Annotated in this window: 17 protein-coding genes; 12 read left to right on the top strand and 5 right to left on the bottom strand. The window is 55.5% G+C overall.

All coding sequences use genetic code 11. The annotated features are described in order from the left end of the window. The first annotated feature begins 2 nt into the window (after window positions 1-2). From ACSBLW_RS01830 to ACSBLW_RS01815, 4 genes are read left to right on the top strand one after another with little or no spacing between them, the layout of a single operon-like run. Window positions 3-920: an ABC transporter permease gene (locus ACSBLW_RS01830; protein WP_435258544.1), complete on the top strand. Its 918-nt coding sequence runs from the start codon at window positions 3-5 to the stop codon at window positions 918-920. Continuing rightward, window positions 913-1,716: an ABC transporter permease gene (locus tag ACSBLW_RS01825; protein WP_435258543.1), complete on the top strand. Its 804-nt coding sequence runs from the start codon at window positions 913-915 to the stop codon at window positions 1,714-1,716. Before ACSBLW_RS01830 ends, ACSBLW_RS01825 begins: the two co-directional genes overlap by 8 nt. 17 nt (window positions 1,717-1,733) lie before the next feature. Beyond that, complete coding sequence (locus ACSBLW_RS01820; RefSeq protein ID WP_435258542.1) at window positions 1,734-2,759, top strand: extracellular solute-binding protein; 1,026 nt, start codon at window positions 1,734-1,736, stop codon at window positions 2,757-2,759. Window positions 2,760-2,808: 49 nt separating this feature from the next. Continuing rightward, the gene (locus ACSBLW_RS01815) at window positions 2,809-4,464 is read left to right on the top strand and encodes an amidohydrolase (protein ID WP_435260012.1); all 1,656 of its coding nucleotides are present in this window, start codon (window positions 2,809-2,811) and stop codon (window positions 4,462-4,464) included. On the opposite strand, the gene ACSBLW_RS01810 is transcribed toward ACSBLW_RS01815, so the two are convergent. Genes ACSBLW_RS01810 through ACSBLW_RS01790 form a run of 5 tightly spaced genes read right to left on the bottom strand, consistent with a single transcriptional unit; the run spans window position 4,461 to window position 8,860 of the window. Next, the gene (locus ACSBLW_RS01810) at window positions 4,461-5,192 is read right to left on the bottom strand and encodes an MBL fold metallo-hydrolase (protein ID WP_435258541.1); all 732 of its coding nucleotides are present in this window, start codon (window positions 5,190-5,192) and stop codon (window positions 4,461-4,463) included. The two genes, ACSBLW_RS01815 and ACSBLW_RS01810, sit on opposite strands and share 4 nt — an antisense overlap. Continuing rightward, window positions 5,189-6,181 (bottom strand): ABC transporter ATP-binding protein, encoded by a 993-nt coding sequence (locus tag ACSBLW_RS01805; RefSeq protein WP_435258540.1) that lies wholly within the window; start codon window positions 6,179-6,181, stop codon window positions 5,189-5,191. The genes ACSBLW_RS01810 and ACSBLW_RS01805 overlap by 4 nt, the downstream gene beginning before the upstream one ends. Continuing rightward, window positions 6,178-6,954 carry an ABC transporter permease gene (locus ACSBLW_RS01800; RefSeq protein WP_435258539.1) on the bottom strand — a complete coding sequence of 259 codons (777 nt, stop codon included), beginning with the start codon at window positions 6,952-6,954 and terminating at the stop codon, window positions 6,178-6,180. The genes ACSBLW_RS01805 and ACSBLW_RS01800 overlap by 4 nt, the downstream gene beginning before the upstream one ends. Next, window positions 6,951-7,805 carry an ABC transporter permease gene (locus tag ACSBLW_RS01795; protein ID WP_435258538.1) on the bottom strand — a complete coding sequence of 285 codons (855 nt, stop codon included), beginning with the start codon at window positions 7,803-7,805 and terminating at the stop codon, window positions 6,951-6,953. Before ACSBLW_RS01795 ends, ACSBLW_RS01800 begins: the two co-directional genes overlap by 4 nt. After that, complete coding sequence (locus ACSBLW_RS01790; RefSeq protein WP_435258537.1) at window positions 7,802-8,860, bottom strand: extracellular solute-binding protein; 1,059 nt, start codon at window positions 8,858-8,860, stop codon at window positions 7,802-7,804. The genes ACSBLW_RS01795 and ACSBLW_RS01790 overlap by 4 nt, the downstream gene beginning before the upstream one ends. Window positions 8,861-8,984: 124 nt before the next feature. On the opposite strand from ACSBLW_RS01790, the gene ACSBLW_RS01785 reads away from it, so the two are divergent. The 8 genes from ACSBLW_RS01785 (at window position 8,985) to ACSBLW_RS01750 (ending at window position 20,149) form a co-directional block, all read left to right on the top strand. Then, entirely contained in the window at window positions 8,985-9,635 is a 651-nt protein-coding gene (locus ACSBLW_RS01785) for a TetR/AcrR family transcriptional regulator (RefSeq protein ID WP_435258536.1), read from the top strand. A gap of 35 nt (window positions 9,636-9,670) precedes the next feature. Next, window positions 9,671-10,579 carry an agmatinase gene (gene speB / locus ACSBLW_RS01780; RefSeq protein WP_435258535.1) on the top strand — a complete coding sequence of 303 codons (909 nt, stop codon included), beginning with the start codon at window positions 9,671-9,673 and terminating at the stop codon, window positions 10,577-10,579. Between the two features lie 372 nt (window positions 10,580-10,951). After that, window positions 10,952-14,377 (top strand): DUF2126 domain-containing protein, encoded by a 3,426-nt coding sequence (locus ACSBLW_RS01775; protein ID WP_435258534.1) that lies wholly within the window; start codon window positions 10,952-10,954, stop codon window positions 14,375-14,377. Between the two features lie 4 nt (window positions 14,378-14,381). Then, window positions 14,382-16,769, top strand: coding sequence for a circularly permuted type 2 ATP-grasp protein (locus ACSBLW_RS01770; RefSeq protein WP_435258533.1), 2,388 nt, complete (start codon window positions 14,382-14,384; stop codon window positions 16,767-16,769). A gap of 3 nt (window positions 16,770-16,772) precedes the next feature. Then, the gene (locus tag ACSBLW_RS01765; RefSeq protein WP_435258532.1) at window positions 16,773-17,642 is read left to right on the top strand and encodes a transglutaminase family protein; all 870 of its coding nucleotides are present in this window, start codon (window positions 16,773-16,775) and stop codon (window positions 17,640-17,642) included. Window positions 17,643-17,746: 104 nt separating this feature from the next. After that, the gene (locus tag ACSBLW_RS01760; RefSeq protein ID WP_435258531.1) at window positions 17,747-18,517 is read left to right on the top strand and encodes a LamB/YcsF family protein; all 771 of its coding nucleotides are present in this window, start codon (window positions 17,747-17,749) and stop codon (window positions 18,515-18,517) included. Further along, complete coding sequence (locus ACSBLW_RS01755) at window positions 18,514-19,212, top strand: 5-oxoprolinase subunit B family protein (protein ID WP_435258530.1); 699 nt, start codon at window positions 18,514-18,516, stop codon at window positions 19,210-19,212. The genes ACSBLW_RS01760 and ACSBLW_RS01755 overlap by 4 nt, the downstream gene beginning before the upstream one ends. Continuing rightward, window positions 19,205-20,149, top strand: coding sequence for a biotin-dependent carboxyltransferase family protein (locus ACSBLW_RS01750; RefSeq protein ID WP_435258529.1), 945 nt, complete (start codon window positions 19,205-19,207; stop codon window positions 20,147-20,149). Before ACSBLW_RS01755 ends, ACSBLW_RS01750 begins: the two co-directional genes overlap by 8 nt. Window positions 20,150-20,152 lie beyond the last annotated feature (3 nt).

Here is a 20,152-nt window from a genome sequence, read left to right as displayed (position 1 = left end):
CGATGAGCCGCGCAGAAGACAAACAGTCCCAGACTTCAGCCCGAAACGGCTGGCTTCTCTCGGCCCCTGCCCTAACCCTTTTGTTCTTTGCAGCCTCTGGCCCGCTTCTGATCGTGCTGGTCTACTCCTTTCTGCAAAAGGGAGATTATGGCAATGTCATCTGGGAATTCAGCCCGGAAGGGTGGATTGGCATTCTGTTTTCGCGCGATATTTTTGACGGTACTCTCGGGCTTGCAGACGCGCATCTGACGATCTTCTGGCGCAGTGTGAAGCTGTCGCTTTTGACGACGCTGATTACCTTTGCGTTGGGGTTTCCGACAGCTTGGTTTATCGCAACCCGCCCCCCATCCGAGCGGGCGGGATGGTTGTTCCTGATTACAATTCCGTTCTGGACAAATCTGTTGATCCGAACCTTCGCGATCGGAGAAATTCTGCGCTCCGAGGGCTTGATCAACACAGGCCTGATCATGGTGGGGATCATAGATAAGCCGATCCAGATGCTTTACAACGACAGCGCGGTTCTGGTGGGCATGGCCTATGTGTATTTGCCGCTAATGGTTTTGCCACTGTTTTCTGCAATCGAGCGGTTCGACATGCGGTTGCTGGAGGCTGGCTATGACCTTTATGCCAGCCGATTACAGGTCTTGCGCCATGTCATTCTGCCGATTGTAAGGCCAGGTATCGTCGCCGGGTCGATCCTTGTCTTTGTCCCCTCGCTTGGCGCATATGTCACGCCCCGCGTTCTTGGGGGTGGCAAGAACATGATGATCGGGAATTTCATTGAACTTCAGTTCGGCCAAGGGCGCAATTGGCCCTTGGGTGCAGCGCTTTCGATGACCCTTTTGGTCATCGTGACCGTTGCCTTGCTCTACTACGTCCGGGCAATCAACAAAGGTGGAGCCGGAGGTGGCCATGGCTGAGCGCAGTTTCTCGGTTTCGCGTCTTCCCGGCTTTGCCACAATCGCCTTGGCCGTTTTCCTGTGCCTCTACCTGCCGATCATCACGCTGGTGGTCTATTCGTTCAATGGCGGGCCTTCGATTGCCGTGTGGGAAGGGATTTCCTTACGGTGGTACCATGTAGCTTGGGAAAACGATGCCGTGCAAAGCGCGACCGTGCGGTCCTTGATCATCGCCTGCGCAGCCAGCGCGATTTCGACAACACTTGCGACGATGGCCGCGCTTGGAACAACGCGCCGGGCCGAATTCAAGGGCCAAACCTTCATTTATGTGATGATCAACCAGCCCCTAATGGTGCCAGAAATCGTGACGGCAGTGGCGCTTTTGATCTTTTTCGCCTCGATCAAAGTCGCCACGGGATATCAAGGTTTGGGCTATTTGATCGCGGCGCATTCCGCGTTCTGCATACCCTTCGCCTATCTGCCAATCCGCGCGCGCCTTGAGGGGATGGACATGACGCTGGAAACAGCCGCCGCGGACCTCTACGCGACGCCTTGGCAAACTTTCCGTCATGTTACCCTGCCTTTACTTGCCCCCGGCATCGCAGCGGGCGCTATGTTGGCCTTCGTGATTAGCCTCGATGATGTCGTCATCACTGAATTCGTGAAATCTGGCGGGCAGGACACCTTGCCCACCTACATGCTTGGCCAGTTGCGGCGTGCGGTGACACCCGAAGTCAACGCAATCTCGACAGTTCTGCTGGCCCTGACCGTCGTTCTGTTGACTGCCTTCTTCTTACTGACCCGCAAAAGAAACTAACCAACTGGGAGACTGCAATGAAAAGAACCGTCGCAATGATTGCCGCCTTGATGGCGACAACCAGCATGGCCCAAGCCGAGGGTGTTTTGAACCTTTTTAACTGGGGCAACTATACCAGCCCGGAATTGCTGGCGAAGTTCGAGACCGAAACCGGTATCAAGGTTACGGTCACCGATTACGACAGCAACGACGCCGCTCTGGCCAAGATCGAGGCCGGTGGCCACGGGTTCGATCTTGTGGTGCCAACGCACCAATACGTTCAAATCTATGCTGAAAAGGGCCTGATCGTTCCGTTGGACATGGCAAAGGTGCCAAACCACGCCAACATCGCCCCGGAATGGATGAACGTCGACTGGGATCCGGGCCGTACACTGACCATTCCGTGGCAGTGGGGAACCACTGGGGTTGCCGTTAATACCTCTGTCTATTCGGGTGACATCAACACCTCGGACATCTTCATGAATGTCCCTGAAGAATTGAAAGGCAAAATCAACGTCGTTCCAGAAATGAACGATGTCGTGAACCTTGCGGTCATGTGGGCCGGTGGTCAGCCTTGCTCGGAAGACCCCGAGGTTCTGAAAAAGGCGCGTGACGCACTGCTTGCGGCCAAGCCTGACTGGATCAGCATGGATTACGGCGCGACTGAAAAGCTGTCGAACAATGATTGGGCAGCGTCAGTGAACTGGAACGGCTCGACCATGCGCGCGCGCCTTGCAAACTCGCCGGTTGCTTACGGCTACCCCAAGGAAGGCTACCCCGTCTGGATGGACTCGGTCGCCTTGCTGAAGGACGCACAAAACGTGGACAACGCCTACGCTTTCCTGAACTTCATCGCAGCCCCGGAAAACGCCGCGATGATTTCAGCCTTTGCACGCTATGCAAATGGCATTGCAGGATCCGACGCATTCATGCCCGAAGACATGAAAACGGCTCCGGAAGTTGTGGTTCCCGAAGAGCACAAGGCGGCTGGTATCTTCATCCCGACCTGCTCGCCCAAGGCGCAGGAATACATGACCGCAATCTGGACCGAGCTTCAGAAGTAAGCCAACTGGGGCGGCCCCCGTGGCCGCCCTTCCCTTTTTCGAGGCCGAAATGACCCCTGATCTGATCGTGACCAACGCCCGCGTCTTGACCATGGACGCGTCCCATCCGCGTGCCGAAGCTGTCGCCATTACGAAAGGCCGTATTTCGGCTGTTGGCAGCTGCAACGAGATAGAGATCTTGGCCGGCCCACAGACGCGGATCATCGACGCGAAAGAGCGCACCGTCCTGCCCGGCTTTATTGAAAGCCATCTCCACTTGGTTTTGGGCGGGGCAGAGTTGGCGCATCTTCAGATCGGTGGGATGCACGGATTTGAGGCCCTTCGCGATGCTTTTCGAGCTTTTGCTGAAAAGCATCCCGAACGCCCCCTACTGATGGCTCAAGGGGCGGATTACGGGATGCTTGACCACCCGATGACACGGGCTGATCTAGACGCGATGCTGCCGGACCGCCCGATTGCCATAACCGCCGCAGACCACCACACCGTTTGGGCCAACACAGCTGCCCTGAAAGCGGCAAGAATTTTGCATGGTCTGGAAACGCCGCACGGGCATGAAGTTGTCATGGGAAAGGACGGCCTGGCCACAGGAGAACTCCTAGAATTCGAAGCCTTCGCTCCAGTCATCGCCTTGGGTGGAGAAGCGCGCCTCAATTTGGGAATTGCGACAGGTGGCGAGCCTTCCCCGTGGCCCACCGAAGCAGAGCGTGCCATCGACCGCGCCAAGGTTCTTATGGGGTTAAAGCACTGCGCCGCACATGGGATCACTAGCATGGTGAATATGGACGGCAACCGATACACGCTGGAACTTCTTCGAGAGATGCGGGACGCGGGCGATCTTCTGGCGCGGGTGAAGGTTCCCTTCCATTTCAAACCGCATATGGATCTTTCTGAACTCGACCGCGCCGAGGCGATGACACGCGACTACGCCGACGAATGGCTCAGCAGCGGTTTCGTAAAGATGTTCATGGATGGCGTGATGGACAGCGGCACGGCCTACATGTTGAACGATTACCCGGATGCACCAGGCCACCGTTCTGAACCCTTGTTCCCTCCAGACCGGTTCAACGAAATCGCAACCGAGATTGACCGACGAGGGCTACAAATTGCGGTCCATGCCATCGGTGATGGTGCCGTGCGACAGACGATTGACGGCTACGAAGCCGCACAGAAAGCCAATGGTGAACGCGACAGCCGTCACCGCATTGAACATATCGAGTTGATCGACCCGGCCGACATTCCGCGTCTTGCCGAGTTGGGCATCACGGCAAGCCTGCAGCCCCCGCATCCCCCGGCTGCAATGGATTTTCCGATGTTCCCGACCATGAACAAGATCGCCCCTGCCCGCTGGAAGGATGCCTACACTTGGAACCGGTTGGCAAAGGCTGGGGCGAGGATCGCTTTTGCCAGCGACTGGCCTGTCAGCGATGTCAGTATCATGCGCGGGCTGAAGGCGGCGCTGACACGAAGCCCCTACCCTGGTGCCGAAGATGAGCGGCTAGGACTGATGGAGACACTTTACGCCTATACCGCCGGGGGCGCATGGGCCGCACATATGGACCACATCACTGGCACGCTGAAACCGGGGCTTGCTGGCGATCTGGTGATGCTGGGATGTGATGCGGAAAAGACAGCCCCAGAAGATCTTGACCGCCACCCAATCGCGCTGACCGTCTGCGGCGGTCGGATCACACATGAAGCGCTTTAGGCACCCTTTTCGCGGAGCCAATCTTCAATAATCTGCCGATGCCTTTCCCCGGAATAACTGGGGAAATGACCTGCATGAACAACACGGACAGGCAAAGCATATAGACGCTTCATCGACTCGATATACTGGCGTTGTTCCAAGTCACTAGTGCCCTCGATCAACTTGCCATCATAGACGATGTCGCCTGCGACCAGGATGCCAGTTGCGGCCTCCCAAAGCGCGATCCCTCCAGGCGAATGACCTGGCGTGTGGATGACCTCGAACCGGCGGTCACCCAGGTCAATTACATCTCCATCCCAAAGCAGCCGCGTGGCCGGTGCTGCGGCCACTGCGTAGTGTTCAGAACGATAGGGTTCGGGCGGCAAGGCCGTGAAGATGTCGTCGGTCACATACTTGTCCGCATATGTATTTTCGCGTGTTGGGGCCCGCATCAGATGTGCCTCTGCCGCATGACAAAGGCGGCAAGAAAATTCGTCGTGGCAACCGATGTGGTCGAAATGGGAGTGGCTGGCGACGGCCTGCAACGGGCGCTCTGTTACCAAGGGAACCCATTGACGCAACGGCACAACTCCCATGCCGCTGTCAACAAGCATGTCGCCCGCACTGCCCCGAATGTGCCAGACATTGCAGCGGTAGAAGGGCTGGATATGCGGCTCGTCAATCAAGGTAACCGCATCAGCCAAGGGCGTCACCCGCCACCAGTTCTCAGGTTTTTCGTGACTTATCATAGCAGCACCATATCCTTGGCAAAGAGTTCGACCACCTGACCCGGTTCGGCGGAACTGCCTTGTGGAAGATTGACCAAGAGGCTTACATCTGGACTGCTTTCCGACAAGAAGTGCGCTCTGACATGTGTGCCGTAGAATGCCGCCTCCTGCAATTTGAAATCACCGATTGGCGTTCCGCCATCAAGGCCAATCGCTTCTGGGCGAATGCACAGAGTTCCACTTCCAGCTACGATGGAGCCCAATGGGCATTGACCATCCAAGACCGGAATGCGGTTGATTTCGCCCATGAAGCCTGCCGTAAACAATGTTCGAGGGCGCAGATAAATACGGGATGGTGGGCCATCATCCTCGATCCGCCCTGCGTTCATGACTACGATCCGGTCTGCGATTGCCATCGCTTCTTCCTGATCGTGGGTGACATGAACAAAGGTTGTTCCTACCCGCCTTTGAATTGCCTTCAGTTCATCTTGCATCTGGCGACGCAGTTTAAGATCCAAAGCGCCCAAAGGTTCGTCCAGCAAAAGCACGTCCGGTGATACAGCAAGAGCCCTCGCCAAGGCCACTCTTTGTCTTTGACCGCCTGAAAGTTCATGTGGGCGAAGGTCTGACTTTCCTGATAGCCCGACCAAGCTCAGCATTTCTTCGGCCTTTGCTCGCCGATCTGATCGCGATACGCCACGCATTCGAAGGCCGAAGCCTACGTTGTCACCTAATGTCATATGCGGGAAAAGCGCATAATCCTGAAAAACGGTCGTGGTGGGGCGGTCTTTCGGCCCCACGCCGGTCATATCACGACCGCCAATCCGTATGTGCCCGGCTGTCGGTTCGGCAAAGCCACCGATCAGGTTCAAGAGAGTGGTCTTGCCGCAGCCCGACGGGCCGAGAAGTACGACAAACTCGCCTTCTCCGATGTTTAGTGAAACATCGTCCAGCGCTTTTGTCGAACCGTAGTGCTGACTGATCCGCTCGACTTCAACACCAGCCGTCATCTGCGCCTCCCCAGAACGAAGAATTCGGCCAAAAGCACAACAGCAATCGAAATGAGAAAGACCAAAGAACCCACGGCATTGGTTGCCGGCGAAATCCCGGATTTGAGCATGGACCAAATTTCCACCGGCAAGGTGACATCGAAACGGGTCAGAAGGAAAGCGATGATGAATTCATCCCAGCTGAAGGTGACCGAAAGGAAGAACGCAGCAGCAAGCGCCGGGGCCAGCATGGGGGCGGAGATTTGCACCAACACCTGCCATTCTGCAGCCCCAAGGTCTCGGGCCGCCCTTTCAGCAGATTTTTGTTGATCCCCCATCGCAGCAAAGCAAATGGCAAAGCACAAAGGCAAATTGATCACCACATGGCCTATTCCCGCCGCAACTAGCGAAGGCCGGACGCCGATTTGGTGGAACATTTGCAGCAGCCCAAGCGCAATGATCAGGTAACTTACCGTCATTGGGGCGATAAGCAGCAGTCGAAGAAAGGCCGACCCGGGTAGTTTTACGCGCGCCAATCCATGTGCTGCCAGAAATCCCAAGGCCAATGCGATAACTGACGTCATGACCGCCAGAACGAGCGAGTTGAACATTGCCTCAATCAAGTCGCGGTCGGAGATGACTTTTGCATACCAGTCCAAAGTCCCCCCTTTGAATGGCGGCACCGGCAGGCGTCCGTCTTGGAATGAAAAGACCACAAGAACGACAACAGGAAGGAAGATGAAGACAAAGGCCGTCGCCAGATAGAGCCATGAAATCGGACGGAGCGCTTTCATAGACGATCAAGCCTCACCCAACGGGCAGCAACGACATATGCCAGTGTGACAAAGGCCATCAGTGTGACGGACAGGGCGGAGGCAAATGGGAAATTCCCGCTGCGGCCAAGTTGAAGCATAATCAACTGGGGTAGCGTGAGCTCAGCATTTCCGCCCAGAATTTGCGGCGTGATGTAGTCGCCGATGCAAAGGACAAAGGTCAGGAACGCACCAGTGACCACGCCCGGCAGGGTCAGCGGAAGCACGACGTGCAGAAATGTCGCGACTGGTCCGGCCCCCAAATCTGCCGCAGCCCTAAGATAGTTTTTCGGCAATTGGATGAGATTGGCGAAAATTGTCAGCGTAAGCAGCATGACGAAGAAATGGACAAAACCAATCACAGTCGCAACACGGGTCGCCGCAATTTCCAAAGGCGCGCTTATCAGACCTAGACCGAGAAGGGCTTGGTTTATAACGCCGTTCTGCCCCAATACCAAAAGCCACGCATAGCAACGGACGACATAAGAGGTCCAGAACGGCAAAATTGCCAACAATAGTGCTAGCCGCTGCCAGCGGCGCGGCACGCGAAAGGCGATGATCATCGCCAAAGGATAGGCGAGGAGAACCGAAACCAATGTCACAACCAGAGTGATTTCCAGACTGTTGGTCAGCGCCTTAAGCATTGCCGGCTCGGTCAGCAGGCGGATGTAGTTGCCCGGATCAATGGCTGGAACGATCGTACGCCCTTCCATTCTAGCAAAGGACATTGCCACCATCGCGGCAAAGGGCAGGCAGAAAAAAGCAAGCGCCCAGATGAGAGCCGGGGCAACCAAGCCCCAGCCCAATCGAACTTCGGAGCGCCTTAGGCTCATTGGTTCAGCATTTCTGTCCAAAGATCCTGCATTTCAGTATCCAGCGCCGCGTCCGGTATCGGATAAAGCTGAGCGCGCGCCAGAAAATCAGGCTGTTGGTCCCAACGAAGAACGGCTTTCTGTTCGGCACTCAGCACATCGCCTGTCTTTGCGTTGGCCGGCATCCCCCAATAGCAGGCAGACGTGGCCAAGCGAGCCTGACCTTCTGGCGAAACGATATATTTGACAAATTCCAGTGCCAGATCAGGCTGTTCGGAGCCCGCAACCACACCGATGGATTGCGCCCAGCGAAGTGCACCCTGTTTTGGGATCGTCCAATCCATGTTCGGGTTTTCGCCGGTCAAAACAGCCGTCAGCCATTCTCCGCCGCCGACGACGATGTCAACATCGCCGGTGGCAAGGGCAGTTTGGGCGGAAACCACATCGGACACCTGCTTTGACGCCTTGCGAAGTGCTTTCAAGGGTTCAGCCAGACCTGCCAAGGTCTCGGCCGTAATGTCAGAGGTCGCAACGCCCTGCCCCAGAGCTACTAGCCCGATCACGGGCAAATAATAGTCGTAGATCGCGATACGACCGTCATACTTGCCACTGGTCAAGGCGGCCATGTCTTCCATGTCAGCCGCATCAACCTTTGATTTGTCATAGGCCACAGTGTTGTAGCCAAACTTCTCGGTCACAGCATAAGTCTTGCCACCGATGACATTGTTATCGGCCATGACCACTTCAGGAAAGAAGTCCCCCGTCGGGAGTTGGTCTGCTGGCATTTCCGCCATGAACCCGCCCTCTACTGCGCGCGCCAGGTCGACAGCGTCGATTACCAGCACGTCCCAATCGCCGGGCTGCGACTGTTCAAGTATCGTCAAACCTGCGGCGGTTCCTTCATATTCCTTCACATTGACCTTAACGCCGTACTTCTCTTCAAACGGCTGAAGTAAAGCGGCATCACTATGATCACACCAGACCAGTGCATTCAGCTCTTGTGCCGAAACCGGCGCTGATATGACCGCCATTGCTGCCGCAGAGGCGCAGAGAATAGATTTGCGAGCCTTTGTCATAATCGTCTCTCCTGTTGGATTTGGGGCTCTGACGGCACCCTATAAAGAAAAGGATTGAGGACGAAGATTTTCCAAGTCAATGTAATTTTGAAGTCAACTTCAAATTTCTGGATGAGTCGGAAGAATGACGGGGTTACGCGCCCAAAACAAAGCCGATCGAACCCGGCGCATCCTTGAAAGTGCGTCACGGCTGTTTCGCGAGTCGGGCTTTGATTCCGTTCGGATTGAAGACATCGCAATGGACGCGCAGATGTCGCCAGGGACCGTCTACAATTACTTTTCGACGAAAGGTGATGTGCTTCTGGCAATCGTTGCGATGGAGGTCGAAGAGGTTCTTGTCGCCGGAGAAACGCTTGTTGCCGACCCGCAAGGCGGGTTTGATGGGGCAATGACCAAACTTATCGGCGGGTACTACGATCATTCCTTGAAGTATCTGTCAAAAGCCATGTGGCGCACGGCGATGGCGCAATCCATTGCTCATCCAGAGACCGCTTTTTCGCGTCATTACACCGAACTCGATCAAAGACTGACCGATCAGATCAGTGCGCTGATCAGCAAGCTTCAATCCAGAGGCGACCTGCGGGCAGATCTAGAAGCGAACGTCCTTGGTGTTATCATCTTCAACGACATCAACATGATGTTCGTCGAATTTGTTAAGAACGAGAATGCCAGCTTGAAAACTCTTAGGCGCGATCTGAAGGCGCATCTTCAGCAATTCTCAATGCTGCTGCATCCTAGCCCAGACACATGTGCAACTGAAAGGGAAAGCCCGTGAGCACTGCGTATAATCAGCCTTTAGGCGGCAATCAGATGCCGCGTTTTGGTGGACCTGCGACGATGATGCGCCTGCCTGCCCAAGAAACCGCAGAAGGGCTTGATGCGTGTTTCATCGGAATTCCCATGGATATCGGCACATCAAACCGCCCCGGCACAAGGCTTGGTCCGCGCCAAATTCGCGACGAAAGCCGCATGATGCGCCCCTATAATATGGCCACAGGTGCGCGGCCGTTTGATGAGATGCAGGTTGCCGACATTGGCGATGTGCCTATCAACACTTTTGATCTAAAAAAGTCGTGCGCCATTATCACAGATCACTATAAGCAGGTGCTTGCACATGGCGTGATCCCGTTGACTCTTGGAGGAGATCATACCCTGACTTGGCCAATATTGCGGGCCATTCGAGACCGACATGGCCCTGTCGCCCTGATCCACGTTGATGCCCATTCAGACACCAATGAACACATGTTCGGGGAGAAGGAGGCGCATGGTTGTCCGTTCCGCCGCGCATGGGAGGACGGTTGCCTGCAAAACGACAAAGTGTTCCAGATTGGCCTGCGCGGGACGGGGTACAGTCCAGAAGATTTCAATTGGGGAATATCGCAGGGGTGGACCGTCATTCCAGCCGAGGAATGCTGGCACAAGTCTTTGAAACCTTTGATGGAAACCATCAGGTCCAAGATTGGAAATGCGCCCGTTTATCTCAGTTACGATATTGATAGCCTTGACCCGGCCTTTGCCCCCGGGACGGGTACTGTCGAGGTGGGTGGGCTGACGACGATTCAAGGCCTTGAAATCATTCGCGGCTGTCTGGGGCTGAATTTGGTAGGTTGCGACCTTGTTGAAGTATCGCCCCCTTATGACCCTTCGGGCAACACGGCGATGATCGCGGCCAACTTCCTTTATGAAATGCTTTGTGTGCTTCCCCGACCTAGGCGCTAGCGCGGGCTGTCATTAGAACGGTCAATCCGGTCTCGCAACTTGATCATTGCAGACCGGAGACGTCGCACTGCGCGGCCTAGGAGGACAAAATACAGGGCAAAGACACCCAGAAAAATAACAGCCAAAGCGATCAGAGATAAAAGTCCGGTATACGAATGCATGTCTTGGTTTCTGTCCGTTGACGCCCTTTTCGCGGCTAAGTGTGAAAATAACGGCGTCAAATATGCGTATTTTTTAGGCTGACTGATCGGTACACTTCCAAATTCGTGGCGATCGACTAGCCACCAATGTTTTCCTTGCCGTGTAAAGCTAGTCTATCTTTCCAATCAATGGCCGCGTTAGGGTGGCTCCACTTTTCGACGCGAGGCACCGATGGCGATTCATGCCAGTATCTATCACTTGACCCACTACCGCTATGATCGACCGGTTAGCTTGAGTCCGCAGATCATCCGCCTGCGCCCTGCCCCGCAATCGCGCACGAAGGTTATTTCGCACAGCCTAAAGGTCTCACCCAGTGGCCATTTCGTAAATCATCAGCAAGATCCCTACGGCAACTGGCTGGCTCGCTTTGTGTTTCCAGAGCCTGTGACCGAATTCAAGATTGAAGTAGACCTCGTCGCCGATATGACGGTGTACAATCCCTTTGACTTCTTCGTGGAAGAAGAAGCGGAATTCTGGCCCTTCGACTACCCAAGGGATTTGTCGGACGATCTGGTTATCTATAGGACCCCGGAGCCAGCCGGACCACTGCTTCAGTCTTTTCTGGACCAAACCCCGAAGGATCGTTCTCGGACGATCGATTTTCTCGTTGCCTTGAATGCTCGCGTGCAGAACATCGTCAACTACACGATCAGGATGGAGCCGGGGGTTCAACAGCCTGAAGAAACCTTGCACCTGAAATCTGGCTCCTGCCGGGATTCCAGCTGGTTGCTCGTCCAAGCGCTTCGGCACTTTGGCTTCGCGGCAAGGTTTGTGTCGGGCTATTTGATTCAATTGACGCCGGATTTGAAATCACTTGATGGCCCATCGGGTACAGAAGTCGATTTCACCGATCTTCATGCCTGGGTCGAAGCATACATTCCCGGCGCAGGCTGGATCGGTCTTGACCCGACCTCGGGTCTCTTGACGGGCGAAAGCCATATCCCTCTAGCCGCAACCCCGCATTACCGTAATGCGGCACCTATCTCGGGGGGGTTCACGGCAGTTGGCACCCCGAAGACCGATTTTGCCTTTGATATGAAAGTTCGCCGCGTCGCCGAACATCCTCGCATCACCAAACCTTTCAGCGATGAGGCTTGGCAAAAGCTGAATGAGACGGGGCGACAAGTCGATGCCTCGCTGGCCGAACAGGACTTGCGCCTGACGATGGGCGGCGAGCCGACCTTTGTGTCGATAGATGACTTCGAATCCTCTGAATGGAATACAGCAGCAGTCGGCCCGAAAAAACGAGATCTCGCAGATCAATTGATCCGCCGCCTTCGTGGCCGCTTTGCCCCGACGGGTTTTCTGCATTACGGGCAAGGCAAGTGGTATCCCGGCGAAAGCCTGCCGCGCTGGACGTTTTCGCTTTATTGGCGACGCGACGGACTGCCGGTCTGGAAGAATGCTGACCTGGTTGCCAAAGAGGCGCGAGACTATCAAGTAAGCGCCGATCATGCCCATGACTTCATGTCGACTTTCGCCGAGAAGTTGGGCATTTCCGGCGACCATGCCCAACCCGCCTATGAAGATCCGGCGGAATGGATCCTAAAAGAAGCCAACCTTCCCCCGAATGTTTCACCGGAAAATTCGAAGCTGAAAGACCCGGAAGAACGTTCCCGTTTTGCGCGGGTTTTCTCTCGCGGCCTGTCCGAGCCTTCGGGATTTGTTCTGCCAATTCAAAGATGGCAGAGCAAAGCTTTCGGGCATCGCTGGAAATCAGAGAAGTGGAAGCCAAGGAGGGGCCACCTTTTTCTGATCCCCGGTGATAGCCCTGTTGGTTTCCGCCTCCCCCTCGCTGGTTTGCCTTACATTACACCAGCGCAGTATCCCTACCTTTACCCTACAGACCCATCGGTGGTGCGCCCGGCCCTTCCGGACTTCCATGCGAAACTGGCGGCGCGCCGCGCCGAGGTGGAAGCTGAAATGGCAAGGATAGCGCAAGAAGCGCTAGAGGAAGCCGCACAAATCCCTCCCGTGTCGCCCGGTCATGTGCAGAATCGCGAGACCAAGGTCGAGGAATCACGCCGACAGCGCATCGTCCCGCAAGAGGGCGTTGACCCGTCCGAGGGTTGGGTCAGGACTGCCATTGCCATGGAACCTCGCGACGGTCGGCTGTGCTTATTCATGCCCCCATGTGAGTCATTGGAAGATTATCTGGAACTGATTGCCGCCGCCGAAGAGACGGCTTCGGATCTCAATCTTCCGGTCCATATCGAAGGTTATTCCCCACCGAACGATCCAAGGCTGAACGTCATCCGCGTTGCGCCCGATCCAGGTGTGATTGAAGTCAATATTCATCCTGCGCACAGCTGGGAAGATTGCGTAGCAACGACCGAGGCAATCTACGAAGAAGCACGTCAATGCCGTCTTGGCGCTGATAAGTTCATGATCGACGGACGACACACCGGAACCGGAGGCGGAAACCATGTCGTTGTCGGTGGCGCGACGATGGAGGACAGCCCGTTCCTGCGTCGGCCGGACCTGTTAAAATCGCTTATCTTGATGTGGCAGCGTCACCCCTCGCTGTCCTACCTCTTCTCTGGACTTTTTGTCGGTCCAACCTCTCAAGCCCCACGCATTGACGAAGCGCGACAAGACAGTCTTTACGAGTTGGAAATCGCGCTATCCCAAATTGGCGACCCGGTTGGTGGTGGTCCGCTTCCGCCACCGTGGCTTGTCGATAGATTGCTTCGCAACATCTTGATTGATGTAACAGGCAATACACACCGCGCTGAAATTTGCATCGACAAACTCTATTCGCCCGATGGACCAACTGGTCGATTGGGACTTGTCGAATTTCGCGGTTTCGAAATGCCGCCACATCCTCGTATGAACCTTGCCCAGCAATTGTTGATCAGGGCGATCATTGCGCGCTGCGCAAAGGCGCCTTTGAACAGCACGCCGGTCAGATGGGGAACCACTCTTCATGACCGTTTCATGCTGCCGCACTTCATTTGGCAGGATTTCCTAGATTTGCTTAGAGATCTGGCGTCACACGAGTTCAACTTGGATCCAGTGTGGTATCAGGCGCAGGCCGAGTTCCGCTTTCCGTTCTGTGGCCAGATCACAGTCGAGGGCGTTCATCTGGAATTGCGGCAAGCCTTGGAGCCTTGGCATGTACTGGGAGAGACAGGCGCCATCGGTGGGACGGTTCGATATACAGATAGTTCCGTTGAGCGTTTGCAGGTGCGCATGACCAGCCTTTCACAAGATCGGTACAGGGTGATGTGCAACCGACGCCCCGTCCCTCTTTGCCGCACAGAGACGAGTGGAGAGGCCGTTGGCGCAGTTCGGTTCAAGGCTTGGCAACCGGCAGCAGCGCTGCACCCAGTTCTTCCAGTCAATGCACCTTTGACCTTCGATATTTTCGATGATTGGACAGGCAGGGCGATTGGCGGATGTGTGTACCATGTCGCCCATCCGGGTGGCCGCAATTACGATACCTTCCCAGTCAACGGAAACGAGGCGGAAGCACGCCGTCTTGCTCGATTTGAATCCCATGGGCATCAGCCGGGTAGCTATCGCCCGCAGACCGAACGCCCCCATCCAGACTTCCCGATGACACTTGACCTGCGAAGACCCGCGGCAAGAGGATGAAGCAATGACCGCAAGGGCCGCAGCTCAGCCGCGAACCGACCTTCTTTCGGACTATGTGCCCCTTCCGGGGGTCGCTGATGAATTGTTCCAGAACGATGGCACACAAAGGCCAGTCTGGAACAATTTTCTGCGCGAGTTGCAGGCCCTTTCGACAGAGGAGGTGACGGCCCGGTTTTCCCGTGGGGAACAGTACTTGCGGGACGCTGGGGTTTTCTTCAGGCTTTATTCAGCGGGTCCAATGCAGGAACGCGAATGGCCGCTTAGCCATGTCCCGGTCTTGATCGCCGACGATGAGTGGTCAGCCCTTTGCGAAGCATTATCGCAAAGGGCTGATCTAATGGAACAAACCATGGCGGACCTTTATGGACCGGGAAGTTTGATTCAGAATGGCCATCTGCCGGCGGAACTTGTCGCTTGCAACGCACAATGGTTGCGACCACATGTTGGGATCACCCCCCGGTCTGGGCATTTCTTGCACCATATTGCGTTCGAAGTTGGTCGTTCTCCAGACGGGTCGTTCTTTGTGCTGGGTGACAGGACACAGGCGCCGTCCGGGTCGGGCTTTGCACTTGAAAACCGGATGGCCACATCTCGGATTTTCTCTGAGCCCTTCCCACGATCACATGTTCGCCGTTTGGCCGGATATTTCCGGGCATTCAGAGAAGCGATGGAAAGTTTGACTGGTGAGGGGCGCCGCATGGCAATCCTTACCCCGGGACCAAACAACGACGCCTATTACGAACACACCTATATTGCCCGCTATCTTGGGCTGACACTTTTGGAAGGCGAGGACTTGCTGGTCGAAAACGGCCAAGCCATGGTCAGGACTGTTCGCGGCCTTGAACCTTTGGGCCTGTTGTGGCGCCGCATTGATGGCGAGTTCGTTGATCCGCTGGAACTAAATGAAACTTCGCAAATTGGCACACCCGGTCTGAGCGGAGCCTTGCGTGAGGGTGGCCTTACATTAATTAACTTCCCCGGCTCGGGCATTCTAGAAACTCGGGCTTTTATGGCCTTTTGGCCTAAGATCTGCGAAGCAATGCGGGGCGAACCGCTAAAAATACCGAATATTGCGACCTGGTGGTGCGGCCAGAAGGTTGAACTGGAGCATGTTCGTCAGAACGCCGATCGAATGATCCTTGGCGGAGCGTTCGATACCTCTTTGCCCTTTGCTTCAACTCTTGGGCCCTCTGACGCGCAATCGAAGGACGGGCAACTTGCAAAGATTCTGCAAGAGATGCCTGCGTCACAAGCCGCTGCATATGTTGGTCAAGAAGCCGTTTCATTGTCAACGACACCCGTCTGGCACGAAGGCAAGCTTGTTCCGCGCCCCATGACGATCCGGGTTTTCGCCGCCCGGACAGAAACGGGCTGGATCTTCATGCCGGGCGGTTACGCCCGGATCGGAAAAGGGAAAGATGCAACAGCCCTTGCCATGCAGGAAGGTGGCGCTGTCGCAGATGTCTGGGTTGTCGCCCCGAAACCGGTCGCTGCCGAAACGCTCGTGTCGAGGTCTCAGTTTGAAAGGTCCGCTCCGGGAATTCTGCCGTCGCGCGCTGCGGATAACCTTTATTGGTTAGGGCGTTATGTGGAAAGGACCGAAGGCGCCATCCGACTTTTGCGCGCTTATCATCTAAGGCTAGCCGAGATCGGGGATCCGAATGACCTGCTCCTGCAAGACCTTACAAACTACCTTGATGGAATAGGGTTAAGACCGGACACTCCTATTCCTGCGGGCCTGTCATATCTCGTGAACTCGGCCAGATTGGCCGCAGAAAAAGTGCGTGACCGTTTCTCGCCCGATGGTTGGAATGCGCTGAACGATCTGTCGAAAACCACACTAAAACTGGCGGCGAAAGTTGAAGCCGGGGCCGACAGCGCCCATGCCATGTCTATTCTGTTGCGAAAGATTTCTGCCTTTTCCGGTCTTGTACATGAAAACATGTACCATTTTGCAGGCTGGCGCTTTCTTTCCGTCGGTAGATCACAAGAGCGCGCAGATGCCATGCTGGCATTGCTGGAAACCTTTGCAAAGGCTGACGCTGCTGGCGGCGCGTTGGAAATCGCGATTGAGGTGGGCGATAGCGTCATGACCCACCAGAGGCGCTATCGCTTTGGCCCGTCAGTCGAAACGGTTTTGGACTTGCTGGTTCAAGATGGGCAAAATCCTCGCTCTGTGCTCTACCAGATCAGCCACATCAGAGAACTGGCCGAGGCTTTGCCGCAGGCGGGCGGCAACGGACCGTTAACAGAGTTGGAAAAAGTGCTGCTGACCCTTGAAACCGAACTTCGCGTCGCAGCGCCAAGCGATCTGGATACAAGTCGCCTTTTTGAGGCAAGACGGCAATTGGCTCGTGTTTTCGAACTTCTTTCCAGCCTGTATTTCAGGTGAAAGATGCGCTACGAAATTCAACTGAACATCACGTACGACTATTCCAATCCGTCAGACCACGCACGCGTCCTCCTTCGCTTGCTACCGACTAACGGACCACACCAAACGGTCATAAAGCATTTACTGACAATCTCTCCGACACCGGATGAGAGACGCGAGAGCTTTGACTTTTTTGGAAATGCCGTGTGTAGCGTTGCATGGCATAGCCCCATTCAAAACACCAGCTTCACACTTTTGGCGGCTGTCGAGCGCGGCGCGCCATCGGACGAGGACTGCTCCACTCCTCTGAATGATCTTGGGAATACGCTAGTGTTCTGTGGAATTGACCCAACATCACCTCAACATTTTCGACATCCCTCGCCTAGAATTGCTTCGAACACAGAGATCCGCGATTATGCCAAAGTGGCCACATCTTCTGTAACAAGCACGCGCGAAGCCATTCGTTTGCTTGGTGAGCAGTTGTATGAAGATTTTGTTTTCGATTCCGCTGCCACGGAGGTTTCGACTCCTCCAGAAGTGGCTTTCGCGGCGAGGCGTGGCGTGTGTCAGGATTTTGCTCAGATCATGATCTGTGGGCTACGCGAAATTGGCATCCCAGCCGCCTACGTTTCTGGCTATCTTAGAACCACTCCGCCCCCCGGCGAAGAGCGATTGGAAGGGGTGGACGCAATGCATGCCTGGGTCGCGGCTTGGTGCGGGCCCGAGCAGGGCTGGGTCGAATATGACCCGACCAACAAGCAATGGGCCGGAGACGATTATATCGCGGCAGCGATTGGACGCGACTATTCTGACGTCGCCCCAGTAAAGGGGGCATTGCGTACAACCGGGTCACAGGATGGACGGCACACGGTTGATGTCGTTCCCCTAGAGTAAGACCAAAACGGACAAAAATCTTCCGACTGTCGGGCCTTGTTTCGTCTGGACAACCGACGATGCCTCATCTTCACTGGGGCAAAAGATCTGACCGAGAGGCGCTGATGGCCAGCATTGATTTGAACTCTGATCTTGGTGAGGCCTATGGGCCTTGGTCAATGGGCGAGGACGAGAAGATGCTTTCGATCGTCACCAGCGCGAATATCGCTTGTGGCGGACATGCCGGTGACCCAGAGACTATGTTCTCGACGCTGTCGCAAGCGGCAAGGAATGGCGTGAGTATCGGAGCGCATCCCGGTTATGCGGATCGTTTGGGTTTTGGCCGACGCATCATTCCTATGTCGCCGGTGGAAATCAGCCGCATGGTCGCCGCGCAAATCGGCGCATTGAGGGGTGTTGCCGCCTTGGCCAGGGCTGAGGTCAGCTATGTCAAACCCCACGGTGCACTTGCCAATTTGGCAGCAGATGACGCCCAGGTTGCCAAGGCCATTCTGGATGCTGTTCGGGCACAATCTGACAAACTTGCTATTCTTGCAATTTCTGGGACCGTTCTGGAACAGGTCGCCCGCGCAGAAAACCTGACCGTGTATTCCGAAATCTTTGCGGACCGCGCTTACCTTGCCTCCGGCAGACTGGTTCCGCGGAGCCATCCTCAGGCCATGCTACACGATAGCGCAGAGGCGACGGACCGAATGGTGCAATTCCTTGAATCCGGGAAGATGCCAGTCTTGGACGGCGCACCAATCGCATTAAACGCCCACTCGATTTGCGTGCATGGAGATAGCCCTACCGCCGTGACACTGGCAGGTGAACTTCGCCAAGCCTTAATTGACAGGGGCATAACGATCGCTCCGTTCTCAAGCCGTCTGCCATGAGCCCGCACCCAAAGGTCTTTCCACGTTTCGTTCCAATTGCGGAACATGCCGTGTTGGTCGAATTCTCTGACACGATTACGCCTGAAGCCCATGAAGCGGTACTTGCATTAGACGCGCAGATCGCAACGGCAAGCCCGGCGGGTGTTACGGACGTGGTGCCCGGTATGGTTAATCTGCTGGTGGAATTTGATCCGATGATTTCTGATCACAAGGCCATCATGGTCGTTGTTCGAAGTTTGATCGGATCCCCGCGGATTGCGATCCGAGAGCCACGCAAGCATGATGTTTCAGTTTGCTATGAAGAGCCGTTTTCGACTGACCTAAACGAAGTTGCGGCGCGCACGGGGCTAAGCGAGGAAGCCGTTATCGCCGAACACCTTTCAGGCACTTACGAGGTGTTCATGTATGGCTTTGCGCCAGGTTATGCTTACTTGGCCGGCCTGCCAGCGGCACTTAGGCTTGACAGAAAATCCGCACCCTTGCCGGGCGTTGCGGCAGGATCGGTGATCATCGCAGGCGCGCAGGCTTTGGTGACGACGCTAAGAATGCCAACAGGTTGGTGGATCATCGGCCGCTCTCCAACAAGGATTCTTACTGGGGAAGATGCCTCACCTTTTCTGTTTGACGTGGGTGATCTGGTTCGGTTTCGCCGGATCAGTCTGGCTGAGTTTGAGGCACAGACACCAAATGTCTGATGCGCGTCTCACCGTCAAATTCGCGGGTCCGCATGTCAGTATTCAGGACTGCGGCCGTTCAGGAAAGATGCGGTTCGGCGTTCCGCGATCAGGCCCGATGGACCGGGCAAGTGCGGCAATAGCGAATACGGCACTGGGTAACCCGCTAGATGCGCCTTTGATCGAAATTTCCATGGGCGGTCTTATGCTGTTCTGTGAGGAAGGATCAGTTTCTGTCGCCGTGGCCGGTGGTGGTTTCATCGTCGAAACCGGTGAAAGGAAATTCGGGTCTTGGACCATATTCAACCTGCAGAAAGGTCAGAATCTTTCGATCAGACCAGGGCCTTGGGGAAGCTGGACCTATCTTGCTTTCGCTGGCAATTTGCAGGCAACGGCGTGGATGGGAAGTAAAGCGACCCACGCGCTTTCCGGCTTTGGGGGCGGGAAGTTAAGCACCGGCCAAGACTTGATTATCAAAGAAACCCGCCAAAGACCCACAACGCCAAAGGTGATCCCCTGCCCGGTTTGGGCCAGACCAAAGCACAGTGTGAATGCGGTCCTTGGACCACAGGATCGACATTTCACCCCCGAAGCAATCAACCATTTCCGCAATTCCAGTTTCTACATGACCAACGCGTTTGATCGCATGGGCATGCGCCTCCATGGCCCTAAGCTGCCGCTTGACGGCGCGCTGTCGATACCTTCCGAGCCGATTGTTCGAGGCTCTGTTCAGGTTTCAGGGGACGGAACTGCGACCGTATTGATGGCCGATCATCAGACCACTGGTGGATACCCAAAAATCGCGACCGTCTTGGATTGTGATACCGACGCGTTTGCCCAACTGCGCCCGCGTGACGCAATACGCTTCACGACGATTGACAGCGAAGATGCGCTTGCAAGGGCCAAATTATTCCACACGCAGTTGAATGGCTTTCTGCGCACCCTAACCGCGGCATGATTT

Source organism: Thioclava sp. FR2, from assembly GCF_051200875.1.
GTDB lineage: Bacteria > Pseudomonadota > Alphaproteobacteria > Rhodobacterales > Rhodobacteraceae > Pseudotabrizicola.
Note: the sequence above shows the minus strand (reverse complement) of the source record. Positions and strands in the feature narration are given on the sequence as shown.

What these genes read in the sequence shown, in the direction of transcription:
- ACSBLW_RS01830 (WP_435258544.1), top strand. Translation starts at nt 3, where the DNA reads ATGAGCCGCGCAGAAGACAAACAGTCCCAGACTTCAGCCCGAAACGGC.
- ACSBLW_RS01825 (WP_435258543.1), top strand. Translation starts at nt 913, where the DNA reads ATGGCTGAGCGCAGTTTCTCGGTTTCGCGTCTTCCCGGCTTTGCCACA.
- ACSBLW_RS01820 (WP_435258542.1), top strand. Translation starts at nt 1,734, where the DNA reads ATGAAAAGAACCGTCGCAATGATTGCCGCCTTGATGGCGACAACCAGC.
- ACSBLW_RS01815 (WP_435260012.1), top strand. Translation starts at nt 2,809, where the DNA reads ATGACCCCTGATCTGATCGTGACCAACGCCCGCGTCTTGACCATGGAC.
- ACSBLW_RS01810 (WP_435258541.1), bottom strand. Translation starts at nt 5,192, where the DNA reads ATGATAAGTCACGAAAAACCTGAGAACTGGTGGCGGGTGACGCCCTTG.
- ACSBLW_RS01805 (WP_435258540.1), bottom strand. Translation starts at nt 6,181, where the DNA reads ATGACGGCTGGTGTTGAAGTCGAGCGGATCAGTCAGCACTACGGTTCG.
- ACSBLW_RS01800 (WP_435258539.1), bottom strand. Translation starts at nt 6,954, where the DNA reads ATGAAAGCGCTCCGTCCGATTTCATGGCTCTATCTGGCGACGGCCTTT.
- ACSBLW_RS01795 (WP_435258538.1), bottom strand. Translation starts at nt 7,805, where the DNA reads ATGAGCCTAAGGCGCTCCGAAGTTCGATTGGGCTGGGGCTTGGTTGCC.
- ACSBLW_RS01790 (WP_435258537.1), bottom strand. Translation starts at nt 8,860, where the DNA reads ATGACAAAGGCTCGCAAATCTATTCTCTGCGCCTCTGCGGCAGCAATG.
- ACSBLW_RS01785 (WP_435258536.1), top strand. Translation starts at nt 8,985, where the DNA reads ATGACGGGGTTACGCGCCCAAAACAAAGCCGATCGAACCCGGCGCATC.
- speB (WP_435258535.1), top strand. Translation starts at nt 9,671, where the DNA reads ATGCCGCGTTTTGGTGGACCTGCGACGATGATGCGCCTGCCTGCCCAA.
- ACSBLW_RS01775 (WP_435258534.1), top strand. Translation starts at nt 10,952, where the DNA reads ATGGCGATTCATGCCAGTATCTATCACTTGACCCACTACCGCTATGAT.
- ACSBLW_RS01770 (WP_435258533.1), top strand. Translation starts at nt 14,382, where the DNA reads ATGACCGCAAGGGCCGCAGCTCAGCCGCGAACCGACCTTCTTTCGGAC.
- ACSBLW_RS01765 (WP_435258532.1), top strand. Translation starts at nt 16,773, where the DNA reads ATGCGCTACGAAATTCAACTGAACATCACGTACGACTATTCCAATCCG.
- ACSBLW_RS01760 (WP_435258531.1), top strand. Translation starts at nt 17,747, where the DNA reads ATGGCCAGCATTGATTTGAACTCTGATCTTGGTGAGGCCTATGGGCCT.
- ACSBLW_RS01755 (WP_435258530.1), top strand. Translation starts at nt 18,514, where the DNA reads ATGAGCCCGCACCCAAAGGTCTTTCCACGTTTCGTTCCAATTGCGGAA.
- ACSBLW_RS01750 (WP_435258529.1), top strand. Translation starts at nt 19,205, where the DNA reads ATGTCTGATGCGCGTCTCACCGTCAAATTCGCGGGTCCGCATGTCAGT.